The organism is Hansschlegelia plantiphila, assembly GCF_027922265.1.
Lineage (GTDB): Bacteria > Pseudomonadota > Alphaproteobacteria > Rhizobiales > Methylopilaceae > Methylopila > Methylopila plantiphila.
Genome location: NZ_BSFI01000007.1, coordinates 339,917 through 363,379 on the forward strand (window position 1 = coordinate 339,917; position 23,463 = coordinate 363,379).

The following is a 23,463-nucleotide window of genomic DNA, read 5'->3' on the forward strand; positions in this document are numbered from 1 at the left end:
TATGTCGCCGGGCGTTGAGGGATGGATAATCCCCCGAAGAGGTTTCTCATGGACGCTGTCGTTCAGCACCCGTTTGCGCGCGTGCCCATTCCCGCTCCCAAGGGCCACCAGACCTTCCGCAAACCGACGCGCGAAGAGGCGGAGGCCGCCGTCCGCACGCTGATCGCATGGGCCGGCGACAATCCGACGCGCGAAGGCCTGATCGATACGCCCAAGCGCGTGGTCAAGGCCTATGCCGAGCTGTTCGGCGGCTACGCTAACGACGCGGCGAAGGACCTCGAACGGGTGTTCGAGGACGTGCAGGGCTACGACGACATGGTCGTGCTGCGCGACATTCCGTATTTCTCGCATTGCGAGCACCACATGGTGCCGTTCTTCGGCAAGGCGCACGTCGCCTATTTCCCGATGAACGGCGTCGTCGGCCTGTCGAAGATCGCCCGCGTGGTGGACACCTACGCCAAGCGCCTGCAGACGCAGGAGACGCTGACCGCGCAGATCACGGCGGCGATCGACGAGCACCTCCAGCCGCGCGGCGTCGCCGTGATGCTCGAGGGCGAGCACATGTGCATGTCGATGCGCGGCATCCAGAAGGTCGGCGTCTCGACGGTGACGACGCAGTTCACCGGCCTGTTCCGCGACGACCCCGCCGAGCAGGCGCGCTTCATCAGCCTCGTCCGCGCCGGCCATCCGCCACGCTGACGGGGCGCCGCCGAGCCGGGTCGCCCGCGCGCTCGGCCTTCGTGGCGATCGCCGATGACATCCTCCTTCTTAGCTCCCGGCTCCCATGACGAGCTCGAGGAAGGGCTTCAGCTGACGCCCAAATTCGACCGGGACGGCCTCGTCGCGGCGATCGTCACCGACGCCGACGGCGGCGGCGTGCTGATGTTCGCCCACATGAACGCTGAGGCGCTCCGGGCCACGATCGCGACCGGCGTCGCGCACTTCTGGTCGCGCTCGCGCGGCAAGCTTTGGCGCAAGGGCGAGACCAGCGGCCACGAGATGACCGTGCTCGAGTTGCGCGTCGACTGCGACCAGGACGCGCTGTGGCTCTCCGTGCGCGTCGCCGGAACAGGCGCGGCCTGCCACACAGGTCGAAGATCCTGCTTCTACCGCGTTGTTCCCACCGGCGAAAATGCAGCTGGCCGATCTCTGGAGCCGGTTGACGACGAGCGCCTGTTCGACCCCAAGACCGTTTATTCCGGCTGAGGCGCTCGCGGGCGCCTAGCGCGCCTCGACCTCGACCGCTTCCTCGACGCCGGTCTTCACCGCGAAGTTGCGCTGGAACATTCGCCCGTCATGGCGGGCGATGGCGGTGTAGTCGCCCTCCGCCAGCACGATCTTCGGCAGCGCCCCGATCGAATCCCGGATGACGTCGCCGCCGGGCGTCAGGATGGTCCACGAGGTGTCGCCGAGTTCGGGGCCGCCCGGCCGGTCGACCAGCCGCAGAGTGACCGGCGCCGCCTTGTGGTGGACCTGCGCGTTGGTGAGCTTGCCGGCCGCCACCTGGAGGTCGACCTCGACGGTGGCGTTGGCGTCGCCGTAGTTCGAGACGACGTGATAGGAGCCCGCCGGCAGGCGGAGCAGGACGCCGGGCTTCACCTTCTCGGCGACGGCGTGCATGACCCCGCCCTCGTCGCGCGAGAGCGTGAAGGAGATGTCGCGGTCCGGTGGCGTGTGCTCGCCGACGAAGCCCGAGAGCCTCAGTCCCCCTGCGTTCAGCACCAGCTTTTGGGCGCTCGGTGTGGTCGGGGAGATCGTCACGAATTTCGCCGCGCTGACCAGTCCATAGACGGCGTGGACGATGTAGTTGCCGGGGTCGAGCTCGAACCTCGGCGCGGCGTCATTCGACTCGGCGACCAGCAGATGCTCGCCATTCGCGTCCGGCTGGTCGGTGAAGACGCGCCATTTGACGCCGCCCGGCACCTTGGCGTCGTTCTCGCCGAACGTCGCGGTGAGCGCCAGCGGCTGCTTCACGACCGGCGCGGTCAGCGCCGGCGACGGGAGCGCGGCCTCCATCGGCGCAGGGGCCGGGGCCGCCGGCATGTCGGCCGGGCGAGGCGCCCGCAAGGGACCGCGCGGGTCGAGCTTCGGCATCTTGATGCCGTCGATCACCGAAGGCGCGATCCTGTCGAGCCGTTCGGGGGTGAACATAGAATTTGACGGGAGCTCGGTCGCCGGCAGTCCGGAGGTCGGGCCAGTCTCCGTCGTCGGCGGCCCGATCAGGTTCATCCGGCCGCCGATCTGGCCGCCGAACGAGCGCCGGTCTTCGCGCGCGCCGGGACCGGATCGCGGCGCCGACATGCCGCCGCCGCCGACGCCCGGCGCGCCTTGCGCGGTCACGGCGCAGGGCGTCCAGGCGAGCGCAGCGCCGAACGCCGATGCGGCCAGGAGACGCGCGAGATGGCGAAAGCGACCCATGACCGGAGCGATGCCATCGACGGCGGTTCGTGGCAAGCCGGTCGACCGCATGCTTTCAGGCCGCCCGGGTTCCGAGCGGCTTCCTCGCCGCGAGCAGTAGAGAAGCGCGCCCGTCGCCCGCCCGCTGGGATGTCCTGCCGGGCCGGGCATTTTTGTGGGCGCGCGCGCGGGGTTTACGGGTCGCCGCGGGACCGCCGCCAGTTTATTCATGCCTCGGTCGCGCGTGTCGAAACGCGCGCAAACCTTGAGACGAGCGAGACCCAATGACCGAGACCCTCCATCTGCTGGCGGCCCGCCGGTCCGTCCCCGCCAACGCGCTGGGCGAGCCCGCGCCGTCGCAGGACGAGCTCGACCGCATGCTCACGGTCGCCGCCCGCGTGCCCGACCACGGCAAGCTCGCGCCCTGGCGCTTCATCGTGATCGAGGGCGAGGGACGGGCAGAGCTCGGGGCGAGGCTCGCGGCGCTCATGAAGGAGATAGACCCCGAGACGCCCGAGGCGAAGGTGCAGGCGCAGTCGAAGGTCTTCTCGCAGTCGGCGCTCGTCGTCGCGGTCGTCAGCCGCGCGGCGCCCCATGTGAAGATCCCCGAATGGGAGCAGGTTCTGTCCGCCGGCGCGGTCTGCATGAACCTCTCTATCGCGGCCACCGCTCTCGGCTACGGCGCGCAGTGGCTGACCGGCTGGGCGGCGTATGAGAAGCGGGCGCTCGAGGCGCTCGGACTTCAGCCAGGCGAGCGGATCGCGGGCTTCATCCATATCGGCGCCCCGACCGAGCGCTGGCCGGACCGGCCGCGCCCGGCGCTCTCCGACGTCGTCACCCGGTGGCGCGCCTGACGTGTTCTACGAGACCGCGCGCGGCCACGGACTGCCGCACGACCCGTTCAAGGCGATCGTCGCGCCGCGGCCCATTGGCTGGATATCGACGCGCGACCTCGAAGGCCGCGCCAACCTCGCGCCCTACAGCTTCTTCAACGGCGTCGGCGGCGAGCCGCCGATGGTGATGTTCTCCTCCGAGGGCTGGAAGCATTCGGCGGCGAACGCGCAGGCGACCGGCGAGTTCGTCTGCAATTTCGCGAGCTACGCTCTCCGCGACGCGATGAACGCCAGTTCCGCGCCGCTCGGCGCAGGCGAGGACGAGTTCGCCTTCGCCGGGCTCGAGCCCGCGCCGTGCCGGCTCGTGCGAGCGCCGCGCGTGGCGCTCAGCCCGGCGGCGCTCGAGTGCCGTACGCTGAGCGTGACGGAACTGACCACGATCGACGGCGTGAAGACGGGCCGCTTCGTGGTCATGGGGCAGGTGGTCGGCGTCCATATCGATGAGGAGTTCCTGACCGACGGGATGTTCGACACCGCGAAGGCCGTGGCGCTGGCGCGCTGCGGCTATCGCGATTACGCCGCGGTGTTCGAGACCTTCGGGATGACGAGGCCGACGGGCGCCTGAGACGCCTCAGCCGCGCATCCAGACCGCGCGAACGGCCTCGATCTGCCCGGGGTCGCCAGCGATCTTCGCGGCGAAGCCGTCGCGACGGGCTTGCTCCGCTTCGCGGCGGAAAGCCTCCTGATCGTCGCCGACGAACGGACAGTCGATCGCCGGCAGCCCGGCCGCGGCGGCGGCGGCGAGCGTCAGGCTGCGGGCCGTGCGGCAGGGATCGATCCAGTCTCCGTCGTCGCCGCGGGCGGAGGCCGCGCCGATGTCGTGCGCAAGGGCGTCCGCGTCCCAGCAGACGGCGCGGAGCCGGTCGCTGGCGCCCGCGAACGTCGCGAGGCGCAGAAGGCCGGCGCCGGACGCGATCTCGGCGACGATTCCGATCGAACCGTCCTCAAGTCCGATCCGCGCCTCGACGACCGCGAGCGAGGCGGCGAGATTCTGCACCTCCGCTCCGTCCGCGGCCCTGCCGAGCACGACGCCCGCGAGGCGGCTGGAGGCGGCGGCCGCTAGGTCGCCAGCAAGGCTCGGGACGAGCCCGTCGATCCGGAGATAGATCCCGAGTTCGGACGGCGCGGGGCGGGCGTCCGCCACTTCGCGCGCCTGTCCGATGTCGAGGATCACCGCGTCGGCTCCGCTGCGCCAAGCGGCGTCCAGGGCGGCTTCGGACAACGGCTGGACGAGCAGCGGGGCGCGCGGCCTCGGGCCGTTCGGATCGCGCAGCCGAGCCTCCGGTGTGTTCATACTTTCTCCCCGTTCGGCCGCGCCGTTAACGCGCGGTTTACCATACCGGACCGATCGTTTCGGCGATGGCTCCGCTTCGCGCGCCGCGAGTGGCGTCGCCAGAACGTTGGCCGACGGACGTTCATCGATGCAGCTCATCTCTCCGGCGGACGCCGCCGGGCGCGTGACGGCCGCGCTCAGCCACGCCGCCCAGGCGACGGGCGCGGGCCTTGAATACCTTCTCCAGACGGCGAAACGCGAATCGTCGCTGAGCGCCGCCGCGCAGGCCCCGACGTCCTCAGCCCGCGGCCTGTTCCAGTTCATCGATCAGACCTGGCTGCAGGTCCTGAAGGAAGAAGGCCCGAGCCCCGGACCTGCGGGCGAGGCGGCGGACGTCTCGCGGACCGCGTCCGGCAAATACGCCGTCGCCGATCCGCGGCGCCGCGCCGAACCGCTCGCGCTGCGCGACGATCCGACCGCGTCCGCTCTGCTCGAGCCTGCCGTTTCGCTCCCGTCCCCGGCCCCGTTCCGGGCCTTCCGGATCGCCCGCCAATGATCATCCAGCGCTATTTCGAATGGGCCGCCTCCGCTTCCGCCGATCTGAGGGCGGAGGCCGCCGGCGCGCTCGCGCGGTCCTACCTCCACGGCGATCTCGAGCCCGAGGTGCGGAGCGGCGTCGCGGACGTGCTGACCCGAAGTCTCGACGACCCGGCGCTTTCGGTGCGCTGTGCGATCGCCGAGGCGTTCGCCTCATCGCCCGAAGCGCCCCACGCGATCGTGCTCTCGCTCGCCCAGGACGCGGCGGACGTGGCCGAGCCGGTGTTGCTGCGATCGCCGCTGCTGAGCGACCTCGAACTCGTCGACCTCGCGGCGCAGAGCGCCCCGCGCGCCCAGATCGCGATCGCCCGCCGCGCCGAAGTCTCCGCGCCGCTCGCCGCAGCAATTTCCGAGGTCGCCGGCGCTCGCGCCTGCGAGGCGCTTCTCAAGAATTCCGGCGCCCGGATGACGCGCTCCGCGGCCGCCCGCATCGCCGCCCGTCACGGGGACGACGGCGCGGTGCGGGACGCGCTGCTCGCGCATGACGGCGTCGGCGTCGAGCTCCGGCTCATCCTGATGCGTTCCGTCGCGGCGGCGTTGTCCTCCTTCGTCGCGCAATGCGGCTGGCTCGGGCAGGACCGGGCGCGCCGCACCGCTGACGAGGCGTGCGACCGCGGCGCGCTCGCGATCGCGGCGGACGCCGACGATGCGCAGGGCTTCGTGCTGACGCTCGCCGAGCGCGGCGAATTTTCGCCGGTGTTCGCGCTCCGGGCTCTGCTCTGCGGCAACGTCGCGCTGTTCGAGGCGGCGCTTGCCGCGCTCTCCGGACAGTCGTCCCGGCGGGTCGCCGGCTTCGTGCGGGATTTCGGGGGACGGGGCTTCGAGGCGCTCTATCGCCAGGCCGGCTTCCCGCCCTCGGCGCTGCCGGTGTTTCGCGCCGCTCTGGAGGCTGGTCGCGAGGTGGGATTCGTCGGGTCGACGGCCGGCGGGCTCGCCTTGTCGCGGCGCATGGTGGAACGCGCGCTCAGCGCCTGCGAGGGCGCGGACATCGATGCGGAGCCGCTGCGCGCGCTGCTCCGCCGCTTCGCAGCCGAAGCTGCGCGCGAAGACGCACGCCGCAGTTTTGCCGAGCCGAGGCTCACGGTCGCCGAGGCGGCCTGACGGGCGCAGACGGAGACCGCCGAAGCGGCGGCCTCATTTCACCGCGAGGCGCGTCGCGACCGCCTCGCGGAGTTCTGCGAGATGGCCGACGAGCGCGACGCCGACAGGATTGTCCCGACTGCGCACCTGTTCCCGCACCATGGCGCGGATCGCCTCGACATGAGGATCGACCACGGTCGGCGGCGGCGGCAGGTCGCCCAGCCGCTCCATCAGGCTGCACAGCCCGTCGGCGATCTCGCCCACCAGCGGGAAGCCGAGCGTGGCTGCCTGGCCTCTGAGGTCGTGGACTGATCGGTAGAGCGCCTCGGTCGCGGGCTTCGACCGGGTCTGCGCGAGGTCGATCCTCGCCTGCTCCAGGCGCTCCATTTCGACGTCCATCCAGACGTCGAACTCCTGCGACAGCAGCTTGAGCGCGTGCTCGGCGCGGACGACGACCGCGCGTTCGCCGCCGTCGCGGACCTGAGCCGGCCGGGCGGCCTTCGCCCCCAATTCGTTGGGCGGGCGGATGACGACATGATCGGCGAACACCTCCGTCGGGACGGGATCGGCGGCGGCAGGCCTGAAGGCGTCGGGAGGCGTCTGCTGCACGGGATCGGCCCTCAGGAGATCGCGCTGTCGCGCAGCTGCAACGGGGCGGTGTCGACGACCATTGCGTCGTCGGATAGGCGCCGCTCCTCCCCGGCATAGACGCCGCTCACGTTGCGGCGGCGATCGGGTCCGAAATAGTCGCGGGTCTTGATGAACGGCCGCGGGTTGAGCACGCAGTTCAGCAGCCGCTGATGCAGCGACTTGGCCGAAATCGGCTTGCACAGGAACTCGGTCACGCCGGCGTCGCGCGCGCGCATCACCTTGCTCTTCTCGGAATGTCCGGTGAGCATGATGATCGGCACATACGGGTTCACCGCGCTGTCCGGGCGGCGGATCATGCCCGTCAATTCGATCCCGTCCAAGATCGGCATCGACCAGTCGACGATGATGATGTCCGGCAGATGGGTGGCGAACAGTTCGAGCCCGGCTGCGCCGTCCCCGGCCTCGTAAACTTCGCGCGCGCCGAAGCCGTGAAGCAGCGTGCGGACGATGCGGCGCATATGCGCGTTGTCGTCCACCACGAGAAACCGAAGCTTGGTAAAATCGACGCGCATCATCCTGCAGGCAGGATTTACGGCAACGTCCTTAACGCCCCGTTTGCGACGTGGAGGCGGCTCCCCGTCACCAGCCGAATTGTTCGGACAGGATCCGTTCGTCGAGCCCGTGGCCGGGGTCATGAAGCATGGTCAGGCTGGTCTTGCGGTCGAGCGAGATCTCGACCCGTTTGACGTCGCGGAATTCGGTGTTGTCGGCCACCGCGGCGACCGGCCGCTTTTCGGGCTCCAGGACCTCGATTGCGACCGCCACGCGGTCCGGCAACAGGGCGCCGCGCCAGCGCCTGGGGCGGAACGGCGAGATCGGCGTCATCGCAAGCAGCGGGCTTGCGAGCGGCAGCAGGGGGCCATGGGCGGAAAGATTGTAGGCGGTGGAGCCTGTAGGCGTGGCGACCAGGATGCCGTCGCAGATCAGCTCGGCCAGCCGCGGCGTGCCGTCAACCTCGATCTTGAGCTTCGCCGCCTGGAAGCTCTGGCGCCAGAGCTGGACTTCGTTGATCGCCTTCGCGACATGGATGCGGCCCTCGCGATCGCGCGCGCGCATCGTCAGCGGGTGGATCACGGTGCGCTCCGCCGCCTCGAGGCGTTCCAGCAGGTCGTCTTCCGCATATTCGTTCATGAGGAAGCCGACCGAGCCGCGGTTCATGCCGTAGATCGGCAGGCCGCGTCCCATCACGTCGTGCAGCGTCTGGAGCATCATGCCGTCGCCGCCGAGCGCCACGATCGCCTGCGCGTCGGCGAGCGGCGCGTCGCCGTAGCGCGACACGAGCGAGACGCGCGCGGCTTCGGCGTCTTCGGCCGCGCTCGCGACGAAAGCGATGCGTTCGAAACGTCGGTCGGTCATACGCCGGAGCCTGCCTTCTCTTACGCCGGGGAGGGCGTGAGGTGCTTTACACGCCGGACCGGCGGAACGTCCATGCGGGAGGCCGACGAGCCGACGTCAGAGCGCCGGGTTCCACATCACGGGCACGAAGTCGTAGTCGGTGCCGCGGCGGGCGATGTGCCCGACTGCGGGGAAGGGGAAGTGATAGCCCGCGACGAGCGACTGGTCGGCGGCGACCATGTCGAGCATCCGCCGCCGCGTGGTCTCGGCAAGATCCGGATCGATGTCGAACACCGCATGCCAGCCGGGATGGCGGACGAACAGCGCCGGATGGTTGGTCGTGTCCGACCAGATAATGAGATCCTGGCTGTTCGAGCTCAGGCGGAAGGCGGTGTGTCCGGGCGTATGGCCGGGGGCCGGTATGGCGACGATCCCGGGGGCGACCTCGGCGTCCCGCTGGAAGCGGCGGACCTCCTTGGTCATCGGTCCGAACACGCGGCGCGCCATCTTGAAGGCCGGTTGCAGCGCCTCCGGCGCGCGGCTCATCTGGCCGTCGTCCATCCAGAACGCCCACTCCGCGTCGGGGACGACGACCTCGGCGTTGGGAAAGGCGAGGCTCCCGTCCTTCAGCCGGACGCCGCCGATGTGGTCCGCGTGGAAATGCGACACCAGCACGGTGTCGATCGCGCGCTGGTCGACCCCGGCAGCGGCCAGGTTCTCGTAGAGCTGCCCTGCGGTGGGCGCGAGGAAGCCGCCAGTGCCGGCGTCGATCAGGATGAGCCGGGCGCCGGTGTTCACGACGACCGCCGTGAACGAGATCGGCACCTTGCCGTCCTCGGCCAGGAACGCGTCGGCGAGGGCCTCGCGCACCCGCTCGATCGGCGCGTTGCGCACCAGGCTGTCGTCGAGCGGCCGGCGGGCGACGCCGTCGGTGATCGCCGTCACCTCGAAAGCGCCCACCTTGTAACGATAGACGCCAGGGGCCTGGCGGCCGGCCGCAGGGATCGCGGCGTTCGCCACGCCCGGCGCTGACGCCGCGGTCGCCGCCGCGGTCGCCGCGGCCAGGACGGTCCTTCTCGACATGACGTTCATTCTCGTCGGTCTCCGGCGTCCGCGGACGGCGCAACCGTCCTCGCGCACGACGGATAGGTCAGCGCCTTGGCGCGGGCAATCCGCTACCCCGCCATACGGCTCAATCCTGCGTGACGCCGCGGCGAAGAGTCGGTCTCGGAAGCCGGTTATGGCGCGGGCGAGGCCGGGGCGCCACCCGCCCGGAGGCGGCGAAATCACGCGGCGGCGTGGTCCCAGCCGAAGGCTGCGGTCTTCACGATGTCGCCCGCGACCGCCTCCGCGTGCCGCGCGACCTCGGGCAGGCCCATCAGTTCGCCGACCGAGCCGCGGGCGAGCGGCCCCGCGATCCAGAAGGTCGGCGACGCCGATCCATCGGCGCCGATCGCCCGGTTCTGCGGGTCGACGGCGAGGCCGAGGCCCACCGTGTCGAGCCCGATGACGCCGGCCTTCGCGAGACCGGAGATCAGCGGATCGTCGTGAACGAGGCTGCGATGGCCGGGGCCCGTGGCGAGCATGACCGCGTCGAAGGTTCGAATCTCCGTCGCGCCGCCGCGGCGCCGAAGCGTGACGGAAATCCCGTCGGCGGACGCGGCGGAGGAGACGGGTTCGCCGACCACGATCTCGAGGCTTCCCTCCTCGCGGCGGCGGCGCAGGACCGCCTCGACCTGCGGGGCGACACGGAAGCGGTGGACGTCCCAGAACGGGCGGAGCCGGCGGACGATCTTGCGGCGCTCGCTCTCGGGCAGGTTCGCCCAAATCGCGTGGCCCTGCGCGCGCACGGCGTCCAGCACGTGCTGCCAGGGCCGCCCCTCCGCTCGGGCGGCGGCGACCGTGCGCCGGATGCGCCGGAGGATCGCAATCGCGGTCCTGCTGGGCGGGTCGGAGAAGACGCCGTATTCGTCGCCTGGCGTCTCGGCGTGTCCGCGCGAGAGCAGTCCGCGGCGCGACACGGCCACGATCGGTCCCCGGTGGCCGCGGGCGTCGAGCGAAGCGACGATGTCGGCCATCGTGAGCCCGGTCCCGACGATCAGGACGCGCGCGTCCGTGGCGACGCCGTCGAGCGAACCGCGGGGCTGCGTGTCCTGAACGAGGCGCGGATCGTCCGCAATCGGACGGAACGCGGGGAGCAGCGAGGGCGCGGGGTGGCTGGCCGCGAGCACGACGTAGTCCGCCCGAAGCGCGCCGCCGTCAGAAAGGGCGATGTCGTATCCGGCGGCCGGGTCGCCGCCGATCGCGCTTGCGCGCGCGCAGAGATGTTCGATCTGTCCCGCCAGCAGATAGGGCTCGATGGTCTCGGCCACGTAGCGTCCGAACACCGATCGGCTGGGAAACGCGCGGCGATCCGGAAGCAGCGCCTCGGGATCGTTGCCCAGCGCGCCGTCGGCCTTAAGCCAGCGGTCGAAATGACAGGGGTCCGACTGGATCAAGGTCATCCGCGACGCCGGCACGTTGATGCGGTGCGCCGGGTTGGGGGTCGAATAGGCCACGCCCGCCCCCAGGCGCTCGCGCGGCTCGATCACGACAATGCGGAACGCGCCCGGCGCGCGCCGGGCGAGCTGATGGGCGACCGCCGCGCCCGTGAATCCGCCCCCGACGATCGCGACGGTCGGCGCGTCGTCACGCCGCCCGTCGCGGAAGGGGCCGGCGGCGGCGTTCACGACTGGGCGACCCTCAGGGCGGGCCGCGAGGTGTTCGCGATGGTCTCGCCGAACGGTCCCATGTTGACGCTGGTCGCCTCCGGCTGGGTTGCGGTGGACAGGGGCAGCAGCGGGAACACGAGCTCCGCGAAGCGATAGGCCTCCTCGAGATGGGGGTACCCGGACAGGATGAAGGTGTCGATCCCGATCGCCATGTATTCCCGGATGCGCGCGGCGACCGTCTCGGGATCGCCGACCAGGGCGGTGCCTGCGCCGCCGCGGACGAGGCCGACGCCGGCCCAGAGGTTCGGGCTGACCTCGAGCTTGTCGCGCCGTCCGCCGTGGAGCGCAGCCATGCGTTGCTGGCCCACCGAATCCATGCGGGCGTAGACCTTCTGGGCGGCGGCGATGGTCTCGTCGTCGAGATGGCTGATCAGCCGGTCGGCGGCGGCCCAGGCCTCCTCATTGGTCTCGCGCACGATGACATGCAGCCGGATGCCGAACGACACGTCGCGTCCCTGCGCCTCGGCGAGCGCGCGGACGACGCCCAGCTTCTCGGCGACGGCGGCGGGCGGCTCGCCCCAGGTGAGGTACTTGTCGATGGTCTTCGCCGCGACGTCGTTTGCCGCCGCCGACGAACCGCCGAAATAGAGCGGCGGCCCGTTGTCCTGGTAAGGCGCGAACAGCAGCTTGCCTTGTTCAATGCGGAGGTGCTCGCCTTCGAAGTCGACGGTTTCGCCCGCGAGCAGGCCTCGGTAGACCTCAAGGAATTCGCGAGTCACCGCGTAGCGCTGGTCATGGTCCAGGAAGACGCCGTCGGCCGCGTTCTCCGCAGGATCGCCGCCGGTGACGACGTTGATCAGCAGCCGGCCGTTCGAGATCCGATCGAGCGTCGCCGTCATGCGGGCCGCCAGCGTCGGAGACTGCAGGCCGGGCCTGACCGCAACGAGGTAGCGGAGACGCTCCGTCAATGGGACCAGCGCGGAGGCGACGACCCACGAATCCTCGCAGGAGCGGCCGGTCGGCAGCAGCACGCCGAAATAGCCGAGCCTGTCGGCCGCCTGAGCGACCTGCGCGAGATAAGGAAGATCGACCAGGCGGCCGCCCTTGGTCGTGCCGAGATAGCGGCCGTCGCCGTGGGTCGGGAGGAACCAGAGGACGTTCGCCTGCTCGGCGGCCGGGATCTTCGCGGTCATTGGGTCACCTGCACGATCGCATCGGAAACCGTGATGGGTTTCGGCAGCAGCTTGAGCTCGAGGAAGGTGTCCGCGATCTTCTGCTGCTGCGCGGCGACTTCCGGCGTCACCGGCTTCACGCCGAACCCCTGGCGGGCGATGGCTTTCTCAAGCAGCGGCGCCGGAATGCCGACGATCGGGGACAATTCCTCCGCGGCCGCCTTCGGCTCGGCGATCACCCAATCGTCGATCTTCTTGAGCTCCTCGAGGGTGGCGCGGATGATATCGCTGTTCTTTTCGACGTAGCGACGGTCCGACAGGAAGAACTGATAGTTCTGCACGATGCCGTCGCCGTCCGTCAGCGTACGGGCGCCCGCCGCTTCCGCAGCGGCGTAATGAGGGTCCCATATCGCCCAGGCGTCGACAGAGCCGTTCTGGAACGCGGCGCGCGCATCGGCGGGCGCGAGATAGGCCAGCTTGACGTCGGCGAGGCTGAGGCCGCCCTTTTCGAGCGCCTTCACGAGGAAATAGTGGGTGTTGGAGCCCTTGGCGACGGCGACGGTCTTGCCCTTGAGTTCGGCGATCGACTTGATCTCGCTCTTGCCGGGGACCAGGAGCGCTTCGCTCTTGGACGACGGCGGATCGTTCGCGACATAGGCGAAGTTCGGGCTGGCGACCTGCGCGAAAACGGGCGGCGACTCGCCGGTCGTGGCGAAATCGATCGCCCCTGCGTTCAGCGCCTCGAGCATGGGCGGTCCGAACTGGAACTCGGCCCATTTGACGCTGACGCCGAGCGGCTTGAGTCGCTCTTCGAGGGCGCCTTTCCCCTTGAGCAGGATCAGCGCGCCGGACTTCTGGTAGCCGATCCGGATCTCGCGATCGGCGGCGCTTGCGGTCGCCGCGCCCAGGCCGGCGAGCAGCAAGCCTGCGGCGAGCAGCTTCGCGGGGAGGGCGAAGCGGGAGAGGGTGGTCATCTCGGGGTTCCTGTCGGCGCGTGGCTGGGTCGTGAGGTGATCTTGGAATCTCAGGCTGCGACCGACTGCCGGGCGAGGGCGGCGGTGGCTTCGTGCACCAGCCGGTCGATCCGCGCCTGAACCGCCTCGTCCGTCACGCGGCCGTCGGCGATGTCGCGGTCGACGACGAATACGGCGGTCGGCAGCGTGTGGGCGTCGAAGGAGCCGAACAGCGGCCGCATCTGATGCTCGACCGCGAGCGCATGCCGGTCGCTGCCGCCGGTGGCGAGCAGGGCGACCGGCGCGCCCGCCAGCGAGCGGTAGTCGACGAGGTCGATCAGATGCTTGAAGAACCCGGTGTAGGAGCCTTTGTAGATTGGAGAACCGGCGACGATGATGTCGGCGTTCTCGATCGCCTTCAGCGCGTCTTCGAGCGCCGCGGTGGCGGCCGGACGCGAATAGCTGCGGCCGAGATCCGGCGCGAGTTCCGCGACGTCGATGATGGTGAGGCTCGCAGCGCTCGCGGCCTGAATGCGGCGCGCGACGTCTTCGACGAGGCGACGGGTGCGCGACGGCCGGGACAGGCTGCCGGCGATTGCGACGATCTTGCGCTGGGTCACGCCACAGCCTCCCGATGGAGCGGCGACTCGTCGGTCGGCCGCTCGATGTCTCCAAAAAGCTTGTCGAGGATGGCGCCCTCGAGCTTCGCGATCTCGACCGAGCCGCGCCGACGCGGTCGGGGCAGGTCCACCGCGACGTCGAGCGCGATCGCGCCGTTCTCGATCAGCACGACACGGTCGGCGAGCGCGAGCGCTTCCGAGACGTCGTGGGTGACGAGCACGGCGGTGAAGCCCTGTTCGCGCCAGACCCGCTCGAGCAGGGTCTGCATTTCGATCCGCGTCAGCGCGTCGAGCGCGCCGAGCGGTTCGTCGAGGGCGAGAACCTGCGGATGGCTGACCAGCGCCCGGGCGAGCGCGACGCGCTGCTTCTGCCCGCCGGAGAGGACGGAGGGCCACTCGCCGGCGCGGTCGGCGAGGCCGACCTCGTCGAGCGCCGCCAGCGCAGCCTTGCGGGCGTCGGCTTTCGATCCGCCGTTGCGGACGCCCACCCGCACATTGTCGACGATGCGCGCCCAGGGAAGCAGGCGCGGCTCCTGAAACATGATGCGGCCGGCGTCGGAGCGGCCGCCCGCCACTTGGATCGTTCCCGACGACGGCCCTTCGAGGCCGACGATCGTGCGGAGCAGCGTGCTCTTGCCGCAGCCGCTGCGGCCGACGATCGCCAGGAACTGGCCAGCCGGCACATGCAGGTCGATGTCGCGGAGCACCGGCTTGTCGCCGAACGACTTCGACAGGCCGCGCAGCGTGATCGAGGCGTTCGGGGCGTCGCGTCGCAGCGCGACCGGCCGGCCGACGCCGGGCGCGAAAGCGACGGTGGAAAGGGAGCGTGCGGTCATCGGGGAGGGGCCTTCAGACGGAGAGATAGGCCGGGTGCCAGGACAGGGTCGCGCGTTCGAGCAGCTTCGCCGCGGAATCCGCGAGCTTGCCGAGCAGCGCGTAGATCAGGATCGACAGCACCACGACGTCGACCATCATGAATTCGCGGGCGTTCATCGCCATGTAGCCGAGGCCCGAGGAGGCCGAGATCGTCTCGGCGACGATCAGCGTTAGCCACATGATGCCGAGCGCATAGCGCAGGCCGACGAAGATCGAGGGCAGGGCGCCCGGCAGAACCACCCGGGTGAACAGCGCCCAGTTCGACATGCCGTAGGCCCGACCCATCTCGACCAGCTGGCTGTCGACCGTGCGGATGCCGTGAAGCGTGTTGAGATAGACAGGGAAGAACACGCCGAGCGCGACGAGGAAGATCTTGGCGGTCTCGTCGATGCCGAACCACAGGATCACGAGCGGGATCATCGCCAGGTGCGGGATGGTGCGGATCATCTGCAGGGTCGGGTCGGTCAGCCGCTCGAAGAGTCGGGACGCGCCGTTCGCGAGGCCGAGCGTGAAGCCGATGCCGCCGCCGATCGCCAGGCCGATCGCCGCGCGCCAGGCGCTGACGCCGATGTTGCTCCAGAGCTCGCCGGAAAGCGCGAGCCGCCAGCCGGCCGCGAACACCGCGGTCGGCGCCGGCAGCACCGTTCCCGAGATCTCGCCGGCGGTCGCGAGCGCCTGCCAGACGAGAATCAGTCCGACGGGGATGATGAAGGACTGGAGAGACCGGAGATCGAGCCGCATCGCATTTCCTGGATCTGGTTTCGCCGCCCCCAGACGTGGCGTCGTCAGGGAACTCAGGGGCGCCCGGACGCGGCGAAGTCATCGTATTCCACACAGTCTATAGATCGTGTCAACTTTGAATTCGAAATTGGCATGTGGGCGCCCGGGTCGGCTTTTCAAACGATCCCGGGTGGATAACGCCGCTCGAATCCGCCAAGGACGGATGGAGCCCGTGGATCGTCCGCCGGCCTGACGTCAGGGATCGCGGTGTCCGAACACTCGCAAGCCCAAGCGACCGATCGTCGCCCGCCCGCCTCGACCCTCGCCAAGCGGCTGGCCAGCGGCCTGCTCGGTTACGCTTCCGGCCTGCCGTTCCTGCTGGTGCTGTCGACGCTCGCGATCTGGCTGCGCGAGCGCGGCGTCGGGCTGACCGAGATCGGCCTGATGTCGTGGGCGAGCGTCGCCTACAGCCTGAAATTCCTCATCGCCCCCTTCATCGACGCCTATGCGCTCGGGCCGATCGGCCGGCTGATCGGCCGCCGCCGGGCGTGGATCGCGGTCACGCAGATCGGCGTCGCGTTCGGGCTCGTGCTGATGTCGATGACGGACCCCGGCCTGAACCTGTGGGTCGTCGCCGCCGCGGCGTTCGCCACTGCGATGTTCTCCGCCGTGCAGGATGCGGCGATCGACGGCTGGCGGATCGACGTCGCCGAGGTCGAGGAGCAGGGTCTGCTCGCCGCCGGCTACCAGCTCGGCTATCGCCTTGCGGTGCTGACCTCGGGCGCCGGGGCGTTGCTGCTGGCCGAAGGCTTCGGCTGGTCGACGGCCTATCTTTCGATGGCTGCGATCATGATCGCGGTCGCGGCGCTGACGGTGTCGCTGATCCCTTCGGTCGAGAAGCCGGTGGCCCGCGCGGAGGGACCGGTCCTCGCCGCGCCGCTGCGCGATCTGAAGGATCTCTTGAAGACCGTCCCGATCGCAGTTCTCGCACTGATCGCCTGCTACCGCGCCCCTGACCTGCTGGCCGGCGCGATGGCGTCCGCGCTCTATGTCGACGCCGGCTTCACAAAGGCGGAAATCGCCAGCGTCACAAAGGTGTTCGGCGTGCTGCTGACGATCGTCGGCTTCTTCGTCGGCGGCTTCATGCTGAAGCGCTATTCGATGCGCACGACGCTGATCGTCGGCATCGTGGCGTCGTCCGCCACCAACCTGTTCTTCTCCGCGCTTTCGGCGGTCGGCCACAGCATTCCGATGCTGATCGCAGCGATCTCGTTCGACAACGTCGCCTCGGGGATCGCGGGCACCGTGCTGATCGCCTTCATGTCGAAGCTCGCGTCGTCCGGATTCTCCGCGACGCGCTATGCGGTGCTGAGCTCGATCTACGCGCTGCCGGGCCACCTCGTCGGCGGCGCCTCGGGCAAGGCGGTCGAGACCTTCGGCTTCGGGACCTATTTCGTTCTGACCTTCCTGTCGGGCGTTCCCGCGCTGCTGCTCTGCCTGATGGTGAAGGAGGCCAGGGAGCCTAGACCGCCCGGCGCCTGATCGCGCCCGCCACCGCCCCGACCGTCAGCGCGAGCCAGCTGAGGATCAGGATCGCGCCGCCGGTCGGCGCCGCGATCGGCAGCGGGCTCGACCCATGGATCACCCGCACCAGCAGGTCGCCGCAGAACAGCAGCGTTCCGAGCGCCAGCCCCCATGCGGGCGCCAGAGCGAGCCAGCTGAGGCCGAGCGCTGCGCTCGCCGCAACGACCGCGGGCAGGGCGGCGGCGTGGAGCATGAGAAAGGTCGCGACCGTCGCCAGACGCGGATCGCCGGACATGTGCGCGCCGGCCGCGGCGGCCGCGACGCCTAGGGCGCCGTAGACGCCGGCGACGGCGATGAGGATGAGAGCGGAGCGGGGCATGGCGGGATCCTGAGGCCGTGCGTGCGGGTCGTCCAGGCGCTCAAAGCGGCGCGCAGGCCGATTCCAGCCAAATCCGCGTCGCTTCGTCGACCAGCGGCCCGACCTCCGCGAGAACACGCGCGTGGTAGCGGTCGAGCCAGGCGCGCTCTTGGCGGTCGAGGAGCGCCGGCTCGATCCCGCGCTTGTCGATCGGAGCGAGCGTCAGCGTCTCGAAGCCGTACATCTCCCGTTCGGCGCCGGGAATCGCTCGGCGTTCGACCAGCACCAGCGTCTCGATGCGGATGCCGTAATGGCCTTCGCGGTAATAGCCGGGCTCGTTCGAGAGGATCATTCCGGGCTCGAGCGGAGTCGTGCCGAGCTTCGAGATGCGCTGCGGGCCCTCGTGAACCGAGAGGTAGGAGCCGACGCCGTGGCCCGTGCCATGGTCGAAGTCGAGCCCGGCCTCCCACAGCGGCCGACGCGCGAAGCCGTCGATCTGCGCGCCGCTGACGCCCTTCGGGAACACGGCCGTCGAGATCGCGATGTGGCCTTTCAGCACGCGGGTGAAGCGGTCGCGCATCTCGTCAGTCGCGGCGCCGATCACCACGGTGCGGGTGACGTCGGTCGTGCCGTCCTCGTACTGCGCCCCGGAATCGATGAGGTAGAAGCCAGGCGTCAGCTTGATGTTGGTCGCGCGGGTCACGCGGTAGTGCGGCAGGGCGGCGTTGGGACCGGCGGCCGAGATCGACGCGAACGAGACGTCCTTGAGCTTGCCGGTCTCGCGTCGGAAGGTCTCGAGCGCTTCCGCCGCTCCGATCTCGTCGAGCGCGCCCTTCGGCGCTTCTGCGTCGAGCCAGGCGAGAAAGCGGCAGAGAGCGGCGGCGTCGCGAAGCTGAGCGGCGCGGGCGCCCGCGATTTCGGCGACGTTCTTCACGGCCTTGAGCTTCGCGATCGGGTCCGCCCCGCGTTGAAGCAGCGCGCCGGCTTTTTCGAGGGTCCGCGCGAAGGCGACGGCCGAACCGGCGGGGTCGAGCCGCACCGTCGCCTGCTCGGCGCCGAGCGTCTGCAGCGCGTCGGCGAGGGCGGAGGGCTCCGCGATTTCCGACGCCTCCGACAGCGCGTCGCGCACGGCGTTCGAGAGCTTGCGGCCGTCGAGGAAGACGCTCGGACGCCCCTTGGCGGGGATGACGGCGAAGCCGAGCGGTAGCGGGGTGTGCGCGACGTCGCTTCCCCTGATGTTGAACGCCCAGGCGAGGCAGTGCGCGTCGGTCACGAGCAGCGCGTCGGCGCGCGCCTTGGCGAGCTCGGCCTGAATGCGGCCGAGCTTGGCCGCGACGCCTTCTCCGGCGAAGGATTCGTCGTGCAGCGAGACCGCCGACAGCGGCGGGGCCGGGCGGTCGGCCCAGAGAGCGTCGACCGGGTTGGCGTCGAGCGGGATCAGTTCGACGCCCGCGGCCTTCGCCGCCTTCTCGAAGCGCTCGAAGCCGTCGAGGGTGTGCAGCGTCGGGTCGTACCCGATGCGCTGGCCCGACGCGGCGTTGTCCCTCAGCCAGTCGGCGGGCGACGAGTCCGCGACGTTGACGGCCGCGAACGCGGCGGGATCGACCTGCGCGCGGGCCTGCACGGTGTAGCGGCCATCGACGAACAGCGCCGCCTTCTGCGGCAGGACGATCACGAAGCCGAAAGAGCCGGTGAAGCCGGTCAGCCACGCCAGCCGCTCGGCGGAAGGCGGCAGATATTCGTTCTGATGCTCGTCCGCCCGCGGCAGCAGGAAGCCGTCGAGGCCTTTTTCGGAAAGCGCGGCGCGGAGCGCCGCCAGCCGAGGGACGCCCTGGCTCGGATCGGCGGTCTCGTCGAACGACTGGTAACGGGCTTCGAACATCAGGACGATCCTAGGGCGCAGCGCGTTTACCGACCAAGCACCAGCGTCGACCAGCCTTCCAGCCTGCGCGCGGACGTGACGTTCAGCCCCTGCGCCGCATAGGCCGCGGAGACTCGGTCCTCCTCCTCGTTCATCAGGCCCGAAAGCACCACGGCGCCGCCCGGCGCGAGATGCGCCGCCACGTCGCCGGACAGATCGACCAGCGGGCCGGCGAGGATGTTGGCGACGATCAGGTCGAACGGGCCGCGCTCGGCGAACAGCGGATGGTCGAAGCTCGTCGCATGGATCGATTCGACGAACTGGCCGGCGCCGTTCGCCTCGGCGTTCTCCTGCGCGATCCGCGCGGAGACCTCGTCGATGTCGGTCGCGAGCACCGGCGTCTGCTGGGCGATCGCGATCGCGATCGCCAACACGCCGGTGCCGGAGCCGAGGTCGAGCACGCGCTCGAAGCGGCGTTGGGTCAGAAGCTCGTCGATCGCCAGCAGGCAGCCGCGCGTCGTGCCGTGATGGCCGGTGCCGAAGGCCAGCGCCGCCTCGATCTCGATGCCGATGACGTCGGCCGGGATCTTGTCGCGGTCGTGGGAGCCATGGACCACGAAACGGCCGGCCGGCACGGGGTCGAGCCCCGCGAGGCTCTTTGCGACCCAGTCCGCCTCGTCGATCGCGCCCGCCTCGATGCGCAGTCCCGCGCTTTCCGGCCCAAGCGCCTCGCGCATCGCGGCGGCGAGTTCGTCGGTGGAGAGCTCGGGGCTTCCATAGACTTCGACCGACCAGGCGTCCTTGCCCGTCTCGAAGGCCGAGATCGACGTCTCGCCGAACGGGAAGGCGTCCTCCAGCACATCGACGACGCGTTTGGCGGTGGCCTCGTCGAGATGGAGGCGGATGACGGGGGTTTGGGTCAAGGCGGCGTTCCGGATGCGGAGGAGGCGGGAGCCATAAACGCTGTTGGCGAAGGAAGGAACCGGCGGGCTATCTTCGTGGGGCCCAGGCGCAAGACGGTCGCAGGGATCCGCGCGATGACGACGCTCGACGAAGACGCGAGAGCCAAGCTTGTCGAAAACGAGCGCATCAAGCTGAGCGCCGCCTTTTTGAATGGCGCTGCGGTCGCCATATTCGCAGTCGGGTCGTTCGCTCCCATGGTGACTGCGATGGCGCAGCAGCATTCCGGATTATTTCCGTTCGTAATTGGATTGGTCAGCCTGATTTTTTCGATTTACACTCATTTTCAGGCCCGCAGGACGCTCAGGGACCTCAAGCCATGAACTGGATACAGATCGGTTCAATGCTGTTCATGCCAGCGGCTGGTGCGCTGACCGCCTTCATCATGCGCGTGGCGCTTCACCGACGTGCAGAGAGAATGGAGGCGGAGCGGATTCACGCGACGCATCCTGCGCTCGTTCGAAAGCGATAATCCCCGCCGTCGGCTGTCAGGACAATACGGCTCACGCCGCCTTCACGAACCCGTCGAGCACCTTCTTGTGCCCCGCCTTGTCGAAGGCGACGGTGAGCTTGTTGCCGTCGATCTCGACCACCGTTCCGTTGCCGAACTTCTGGTGGAACACGCGCGAGCCGCGCGAGAACCCGGCCGACTTCGCGCTCGACGAGGCGACCAACTCGCCCTCGATGGTCATCGGGCCGCTCCTGCGCGCGCCGGGGCCGGGGGAGGGCTGAGTTCCCCGTTCCTGCGCGCGGCGCCAGCCCGGCGTGTCGTAGGTCGAGTTGAAGGGCTCGGCGCGGTCGAAGCGGCTCGCGCCATAGGAGCCGCCCATGCCTCCGCCGCCGCCGAAGGTCGCCGGCGCCTCGATCACGTCGACATCGGCCTCCGGCAGTTCGTCGAGGAAGCGCGAGGGGATCGAGGACTGCCACATGCCGTGGATGCGGCGGTTCGAGGCGAACCACACCTTGGCGCGGCGCTTCGCGCGCGTCAGGCCGACATAAGCGAGCCGCCGCTCCTCCTCGAGGCCGGCCCTGCCGCTCTCGTCGAGCGAGCGCTGGTGGGGAAACAGGCCTTCCTCCCATCCGGGAAGGAACACGGTGTCGTATTCGAGTCCCTTCGCCGCGTGCAGCGTCATGATGGTGACGGCGTCTTCGCCAGGTCCGCGGTCGGCGTCCATCACCAGCGAGACATGCTCGAGGAAGCCGCGAAGGTTCTCGAACGGCTCCATCGACCGCACCAGCTCCTTGAGGTTCTCAAGCCGGCCCTGCGCTTCCGCCGTGCGGTCCTTGGCCCACATGTCGGTGTAGCCGCTTTCCTCCAGCACCGTCTCTGCGAGCTGGGTGTGGGGGATCCTGTCGATCTGGCCGGACCAGCGGTCGAAGGACAGCACCAGATCCTTCAGCGCCGAACGGGCCTTCGGCTTCAGCTCGCCGCCGTCGCAGAGGCGCCGCGAGGCTTCGACCAGCGTGATCCCGTCGGCGCGGGCGCGGTCGTGGATCAGCTTGACCGTCGCGTCGCCGAGCCCCCGCTTCGGCGTGTTCACGATGCGCTCGAAGGCGAGCGCGTCCGCCGGGCTCGCGATCACCCTGAGATAGGCCATCGCGTCGCGCACTTCGGCGCGCTCGTAGAACCGCGGGCCGCCGATGACGCGATAGGGCAGGCCGAGCGTGATGAAGCGCTCCTCGAATTCACGCATCTGGAACGAGGCCCGCACCAGGATCGCCATGTCGTCGAGCTTGCAGCCCTTCGACTGCAGCGCCTCGATCTCGTCGCCGATCGCCCGCGCCTCCTCGCCGGAATCCCACGAGCCGGCGACCGTCACCTTCTCGCCGAGCTCGCTCTGCGGCCTGAGCGTCTTGCCGAGCCGGCCCGCGTTCTTCGCGATCAGGCCGGAGGCGGCGTTCAGGATGTGCCCGGTTGAGCGGTAGTTGCGCTCCAGCCGGACGACCTTGGCGCCCGGGAAATCCTTGTCGAAGCGCAGGATGTTCTCGACCTCGGCGCCGCGCCAGCCATAGATCGACTGGTCGTCGTCGCCGACGCAGGCGAGGTTCTTGGAGCCCTGGGCGAGCAGCCTCAGCCACAGATACTGCGCGACGTTGGTGTCCTGGTACTCGTCGACCAGCATGTAGCGGAAACGGCGGTGATACTGCTCCAGTACGTCCGGGTGCTCGCGGAACAGCCGGATCGGCTCCAGCAGCAGGTCGCCGAAGTCGGTCGCGTTCAGCTGCTTCAGCCGCGCCTGGTAGATCGCGTAGAGCTCGGCCCCGCGCCCCGCCGCGAAGGCCTGCGCCTCGCCGGCCGGCACGTCCTTCGGCTGCAGGGCCCGGTTCTTCCAGCCGTCGATCGCGAAGGCGAGCTGGCGCGCCGGCCAGCGCTTGTCGTCGATGTTCTCGGCGGCGAGCACCTGCTTCAGCAGCCGGATCTGGTCGTCGGTGTCGAGGATTGTGAAGCTCGACGACAGGCCGACAAGCTCCGCGTGCCGCCGCAGGATGCGCGTGCCGATCGAATGGAAGGTGCCGAGCCACTGCATGCCCTCGGCGGCCTGGCCGAGCAGCTTGCCGACGCGTTCTCGCATCTCGCGCGCGGCCTTGTTGGTGAAAGTGACCGCAAGGATCTCGAAAGGCCGGGCCTTGCCGAGCGCGAGGATGTGGGCGATGCGGGTCGTCAGCACCCGGGTCTTGCCCGTGCCTGCGCCGGCCAGCACTAGCAGCGGTCCGTCGAGCGTCTCGACCGCCTCGCGTTGCTCGGGATTAAGGCCGAGCAGATAGTCGGGCCCTGTCGCCCTCAGGCCTGCTGCGGCGCGCGCGGCGATGCCGCCCGGCCGGGGGGGCGGGGCGTCCGCGGACAGGCTATCGGGATAGGACTCGGCCAAGAGCAGGCGACGCTCCGTCTGGATTTTCGCTAAGGCGAATCGGCCGCGCCGACACGAGCCCAACATGGCGCCGCCCGCGCGCGATTTCGAGGGCGCGACGATAAAGGCGTCGGTCAGCCGCGCCGCATCGACACCCGGCGCCCGAGCCAGTCGAGCCCCGCCGCCGCTTCGGCGTCGCGCGCCACGACCGCTTCGATGCGGGCGCGGACGTCGTCGGGGAACGGGGCGACCCGCCGGGACTCGGCCGACACGGAGAGCGACACGCCTTCGGCGGTCGTGACGACGGCGCCGTCCGACGCGCGGATGATCTCCACCGCCCAAAGCGCCCGCTTGGCGTCGCTCTCGACCAGGATCACCCGGCCGCGCACTTCGTCCTCGGCGTTCACCTCGCGGAGGTAGCGGACGTGCACCTCGCCGGCGAAGGTCGTCATGCCCCGCCCGGCGAGATAATTCGGGCCCTTCAGCGGCTCGAAGGCGAGGTCGAGCGCGCGGTCGACCAGCACGAGGTGGTAGGCCATGTTGACGTGGCCGTTGTGGTCGAGGAACGCCTGCTCGATGGCGAGCGGCGGCGAGACGAAGGCGTCGGCCAAGCTGCTGGGCTCCGGCGTCGTT

Annotated in this window: 25 protein-coding genes; 8 read left to right on the forward strand and 17 right to left on the reverse strand. The window is 69.9% G+C overall.

Going from position 1 to position 23,463, the window contains the following annotated elements; genetic code table 11:
- Positions 1-48: 48 nt before the first annotated feature.
- Both folE and hisI read left to right on the forward strand, forming a co-directional pair.
- On the forward strand, positions 49-699 hold the full coding sequence (gene folE / locus PKE75_RS07975; RefSeq protein ID WP_271168180.1) for a GTP cyclohydrolase I FolE: 651 nt from the start codon (positions 49-51) through the stop codon (positions 697-699).
- A gap of 54 nt (positions 700-753) precedes the next feature.
- Positions 754-1,206, forward strand: coding sequence for a phosphoribosyl-AMP cyclohydrolase (hisI, locus tag PKE75_RS07980; RefSeq protein ID WP_271168181.1), 453 nt, complete (start codon positions 754-756; stop codon positions 1,204-1,206).
- 15 nt (positions 1,207-1,221) lie between these two features.
- On the opposite strand, the gene PKE75_RS07985 is transcribed toward hisI, so the two are convergent.
- On the reverse strand, positions 1,222-2,418 hold the full coding sequence (locus tag PKE75_RS07985) for a hypothetical protein (RefSeq protein WP_271168182.1): 1,197 nt from the start codon (positions 2,416-2,418) through the stop codon (positions 1,222-1,224).
- Positions 2,419-2,681: 263 nt separating this feature from the next.
- On the opposite strand from PKE75_RS07985, the gene PKE75_RS07990 reads away from it, so the two are divergent.
- Together PKE75_RS07990 and PKE75_RS07995 are read left to right on the forward strand one after the other, a co-directional pair.
- Complete coding sequence (locus PKE75_RS07990; protein WP_271168183.1) at positions 2,682-3,251, forward strand: nitroreductase family protein; 570 nt, start codon at positions 2,682-2,684, stop codon at positions 3,249-3,251.
- Position 3,252: 1 nt separating this feature from the next.
- On the forward strand, positions 3,253-3,855 hold the full coding sequence (locus tag PKE75_RS07995) for a flavin reductase family protein (RefSeq protein ID WP_271168184.1): 603 nt from the start codon (positions 3,253-3,255) through the stop codon (positions 3,853-3,855).
- Positions 3,856-3,861: 6 nt separating this feature from the next.
- On the opposite strand, the gene PKE75_RS08000 is transcribed toward PKE75_RS07995, so the two are convergent.
- Positions 3,862-4,584: an aldolase/citrate lyase family protein gene (locus PKE75_RS08000; protein WP_271168185.1), complete on the reverse strand. Its 723-nt coding sequence runs from the start codon at positions 4,582-4,584 to the stop codon at positions 3,862-3,864.
- A 127-nt stretch (positions 4,585-4,711) separates the two neighbouring features.
- On the opposite strand from PKE75_RS08000, the gene PKE75_RS08005 reads away from it, so the two are divergent.
- Entirely contained in the window at positions 4,712-5,119 is a 408-nt protein-coding gene (locus tag PKE75_RS08005; RefSeq protein ID WP_271168186.1) for a hypothetical protein, read from the forward strand.
- On the forward strand, positions 5,116-6,261 hold the full coding sequence (locus PKE75_RS08010) for a DUF2336 domain-containing protein (RefSeq protein ID WP_271168187.1): 1,146 nt from the start codon (positions 5,116-5,118) through the stop codon (positions 6,259-6,261). Before PKE75_RS08005 ends, PKE75_RS08010 begins: the two co-directional genes overlap by 4 nt.
- Positions 6,262-6,294: 33 nt before the next feature.
- Here the strand turns inward: PKE75_RS08010 and PKE75_RS08015 are convergent, their stop codons facing one another.
- The 10 genes from PKE75_RS08015 to ssuC form a co-directional block, all read right to left on the reverse strand.
- Positions 6,295-6,849: an Hpt domain-containing protein gene (locus PKE75_RS08015; RefSeq protein WP_271168188.1), complete on the reverse strand. Its 555-nt coding sequence runs from the start codon at positions 6,847-6,849 to the stop codon at positions 6,295-6,297.
- Between the two features lie 11 nt (positions 6,850-6,860).
- Complete coding sequence (locus PKE75_RS08020; protein ID WP_271168189.1) at positions 6,861-7,406, reverse strand: response regulator; 546 nt, start codon at positions 7,404-7,406, stop codon at positions 6,861-6,863.
- A gap of 64 nt (positions 7,407-7,470) precedes the next feature.
- On the reverse strand, positions 7,471-8,247 hold the full coding sequence (locus PKE75_RS08025; protein WP_271168190.1) for an NAD kinase: 777 nt from the start codon (positions 8,245-8,247) through the stop codon (positions 7,471-7,473).
- A gap of 96 nt (positions 8,248-8,343) precedes the next feature.
- Positions 8,344-9,309, reverse strand: a complete 966-nt coding sequence (locus PKE75_RS08030) for an MBL fold metallo-hydrolase (protein ID WP_309298806.1) — start codon at positions 9,307-9,309, stop codon at positions 8,344-8,346.
- A 203-nt stretch (positions 9,310-9,512) separates the two neighbouring features.
- On the reverse strand, positions 9,513-10,955 hold the full coding sequence (locus tag PKE75_RS08035; RefSeq protein ID WP_271168192.1) for an FAD/NAD(P)-binding protein: 1,443 nt from the start codon (positions 10,953-10,955) through the stop codon (positions 9,513-9,515).
- On the reverse strand, positions 10,952-12,130 hold the full coding sequence (ssuD, locus tag PKE75_RS08040; RefSeq protein ID WP_271168193.1) for an FMNH2-dependent alkanesulfonate monooxygenase: 1,179 nt from the start codon (positions 12,128-12,130) through the stop codon (positions 10,952-10,954). The genes PKE75_RS08035 and ssuD overlap by 4 nt, the downstream gene beginning before the upstream one ends.
- Positions 12,127-13,083 carry a sulfonate ABC transporter substrate-binding protein gene (locus PKE75_RS08045; RefSeq protein WP_271168194.1) on the reverse strand — a complete coding sequence of 319 codons (957 nt, stop codon included), beginning with the start codon at positions 13,081-13,083 and terminating at the stop codon, positions 12,127-12,129. The genes ssuD and PKE75_RS08045 overlap by 4 nt, the downstream gene beginning before the upstream one ends.
- A 50-nt stretch (positions 13,084-13,133) precedes the next feature.
- Entirely contained in the window at positions 13,134-13,682 is a 549-nt protein-coding gene (gene msuE, locus PKE75_RS08050; RefSeq protein ID WP_271168195.1) for an FMN reductase, read from the reverse strand.
- A complete protein-coding gene (locus PKE75_RS08055) occupies positions 13,679-14,518 on the reverse strand; it encodes an ATP-binding cassette domain-containing protein (RefSeq protein ID WP_271168196.1) in 840 nt (279 codons plus the stop codon). The genes msuE and PKE75_RS08055 overlap by 4 nt, the downstream gene beginning before the upstream one ends.
- Positions 14,519-14,531: 13 nt before the next feature.
- Positions 14,532-15,299 carry an aliphatic sulfonate ABC transporter permease SsuC gene (gene ssuC, locus PKE75_RS08060; RefSeq protein ID WP_271168197.1) on the reverse strand — a complete coding sequence of 256 codons (768 nt, stop codon included), beginning with the start codon at positions 15,297-15,299 and terminating at the stop codon, positions 14,532-14,534.
- 246 nt (positions 15,300-15,545) lie between these two features.
- Between ssuC and PKE75_RS08065 the strand changes: the two genes are divergently transcribed.
- Complete coding sequence (locus tag PKE75_RS08065) at positions 15,546-16,820, forward strand: AmpG family muropeptide MFS transporter (protein ID WP_271168198.1); 1,275 nt, start codon at positions 15,546-15,548, stop codon at positions 16,818-16,820.
- On the opposite strand, the gene PKE75_RS08070 is transcribed toward PKE75_RS08065, so the two are convergent.
- Genes PKE75_RS08070 through PKE75_RS08080 form a run of 3 tightly spaced genes read right to left on the reverse strand, consistent with a single transcriptional unit; the run spans position 16,801 to position 19,944 of the window.
- Complete coding sequence (locus PKE75_RS08070) at positions 16,801-17,181, reverse strand: DUF423 domain-containing protein (RefSeq protein ID WP_271168199.1); 381 nt, start codon at positions 17,179-17,181, stop codon at positions 16,801-16,803. The two genes, PKE75_RS08065 and PKE75_RS08070, sit on opposite strands and share 20 nt — an antisense overlap.
- A gap of 40 nt (positions 17,182-17,221) precedes the next feature.
- On the reverse strand, positions 17,222-19,042 hold the full coding sequence (locus PKE75_RS08075) for an aminopeptidase P family protein (RefSeq protein ID WP_271168200.1): 1,821 nt from the start codon (positions 19,040-19,042) through the stop codon (positions 17,222-17,224).
- Positions 19,043-19,068: 26 nt separating this feature from the next.
- Positions 19,069-19,944: a 50S ribosomal protein L11 methyltransferase gene (locus PKE75_RS08080; RefSeq protein ID WP_271168201.1), complete on the reverse strand. Its 876-nt coding sequence runs from the start codon at positions 19,942-19,944 to the stop codon at positions 19,069-19,071.
- Positions 19,945-20,058: 114 nt separating this feature from the next.
- Between PKE75_RS08080 and PKE75_RS08085 the strand changes: the two genes are divergently transcribed.
- On the forward strand, positions 20,059-20,304 hold the full coding sequence (locus PKE75_RS08085; RefSeq protein ID WP_271168202.1) for an amino acid transporter protein: 246 nt from the start codon (positions 20,059-20,061) through the stop codon (positions 20,302-20,304).
- A 180-nt stretch (positions 20,305-20,484) separates the two neighbouring features.
- Here the strand turns inward: PKE75_RS08085 and PKE75_RS08090 are convergent, their stop codons facing one another.
- A complete protein-coding gene (locus PKE75_RS08090) occupies positions 20,485-22,917 on the reverse strand; it encodes an ATP-dependent helicase (RefSeq protein ID WP_487326346.1) in 2,433 nt (810 codons plus the stop codon).
- 47 nt (positions 22,918-22,964) lie between these two features.
- Positions 22,965-23,441 carry an acyl-CoA thioesterase gene (locus PKE75_RS08095; RefSeq protein WP_271168204.1) on the reverse strand — a complete coding sequence of 159 codons (477 nt, stop codon included), beginning with the start codon at positions 23,439-23,441 and terminating at the stop codon, positions 22,965-22,967.
- Positions 23,442-23,463: the final 22 nt, after the last annotated feature.

Excerpts from the sequence above, each read along its gene's own strand:
- PKE75_RS08085 (WP_271168202.1), top strand. The coding sequence starts at position 20,059 with ATGACGACGCTCGACGAAGACGCGAGAGCCAAGCTTGTCGAAAACGAG.
- PKE75_RS08090 (WP_487326346.1), bottom strand. The coding sequence starts at position 22,917 with ATGTTGGGCTCGTGTCGGCGCGGCCGATTCGCCTTAGCGAAAATCCAG.
- PKE75_RS07990 (WP_271168183.1), top strand. The coding sequence starts at position 2,682 with ATGACCGAGACCCTCCATCTGCTGGCGGCCCGCCGGTCCGTCCCCGCC.
- PKE75_RS08025 (WP_271168190.1), bottom strand. The coding sequence starts at position 8,247 with ATGACCGACCGACGTTTCGAACGCATCGCTTTCGTCGCGAGCGCGGCC.
- PKE75_RS08045 (WP_271168194.1), bottom strand. The coding sequence starts at position 13,083 with ATGACCACCCTCTCCCGCTTCGCCCTCCCCGCGAAGCTGCTCGCCGCA.
- PKE75_RS08055 (WP_271168196.1), bottom strand. The coding sequence starts at position 14,518 with ATGACCGCACGCTCCCTTTCCACCGTCGCTTTCGCGCCCGGCGTCGGC.
- hisI (WP_271168181.1), top strand. The coding sequence starts at position 754 with ATGACATCCTCCTTCTTAGCTCCCGGCTCCCATGACGAGCTCGAGGAA.
- PKE75_RS08020 (WP_271168189.1), bottom strand. The coding sequence starts at position 7,406 with ATGATGCGCGTCGATTTTACCAAGCTTCGGTTTCTCGTGGTGGACGAC.
- folE (WP_271168180.1), top strand. The coding sequence starts at position 49 with ATGGACGCTGTCGTTCAGCACCCGTTTGCGCGCGTGCCCATTCCCGCT.
- ssuC (WP_271168197.1), bottom strand. The coding sequence starts at position 15,299 with ATGCGGCTCGATCTCCGGTCTCTCCAGTCCTTCATCATCCCCGTCGGA.
- PKE75_RS08005 (WP_271168186.1), top strand. The coding sequence starts at position 4,712 with ATGCAGCTCATCTCTCCGGCGGACGCCGCCGGGCGCGTGACGGCCGCG.
- PKE75_RS07985 (WP_271168182.1), bottom strand. The coding sequence starts at position 2,418 with ATGGGTCGCTTTCGCCATCTCGCGCGTCTCCTGGCCGCATCGGCGTTC.
- ssuD (WP_271168193.1), bottom strand. The coding sequence starts at position 12,130 with ATGACCGCGAAGATCCCGGCCGCCGAGCAGGCGAACGTCCTCTGGTTC.
- PKE75_RS08030 (WP_309298806.1), bottom strand. The coding sequence starts at position 9,309 with ATGTCGAGAAGGACCGTCCTGGCCGCGGCGACCGCGGCGGCGACCGCG.
- PKE75_RS08075 (WP_271168200.1), bottom strand. The coding sequence starts at position 19,042 with ATGTTCGAAGCCCGTTACCAGTCGTTCGACGAGACCGCCGATCCGAGC.
- PKE75_RS08010 (WP_271168187.1), top strand. The coding sequence starts at position 5,116 with ATGATCATCCAGCGCTATTTCGAATGGGCCGCCTCCGCTTCCGCCGAT.
- PKE75_RS08000 (WP_271168185.1), bottom strand. The coding sequence starts at position 4,584 with ATGAACACACCGGAGGCTCGGCTGCGCGATCCGAACGGCCCGAGGCCG.
- PKE75_RS08070 (WP_271168199.1), bottom strand. The coding sequence starts at position 17,181 with ATGCCCCGCTCCGCTCTCATCCTCATCGCCGTCGCCGGCGTCTACGGC.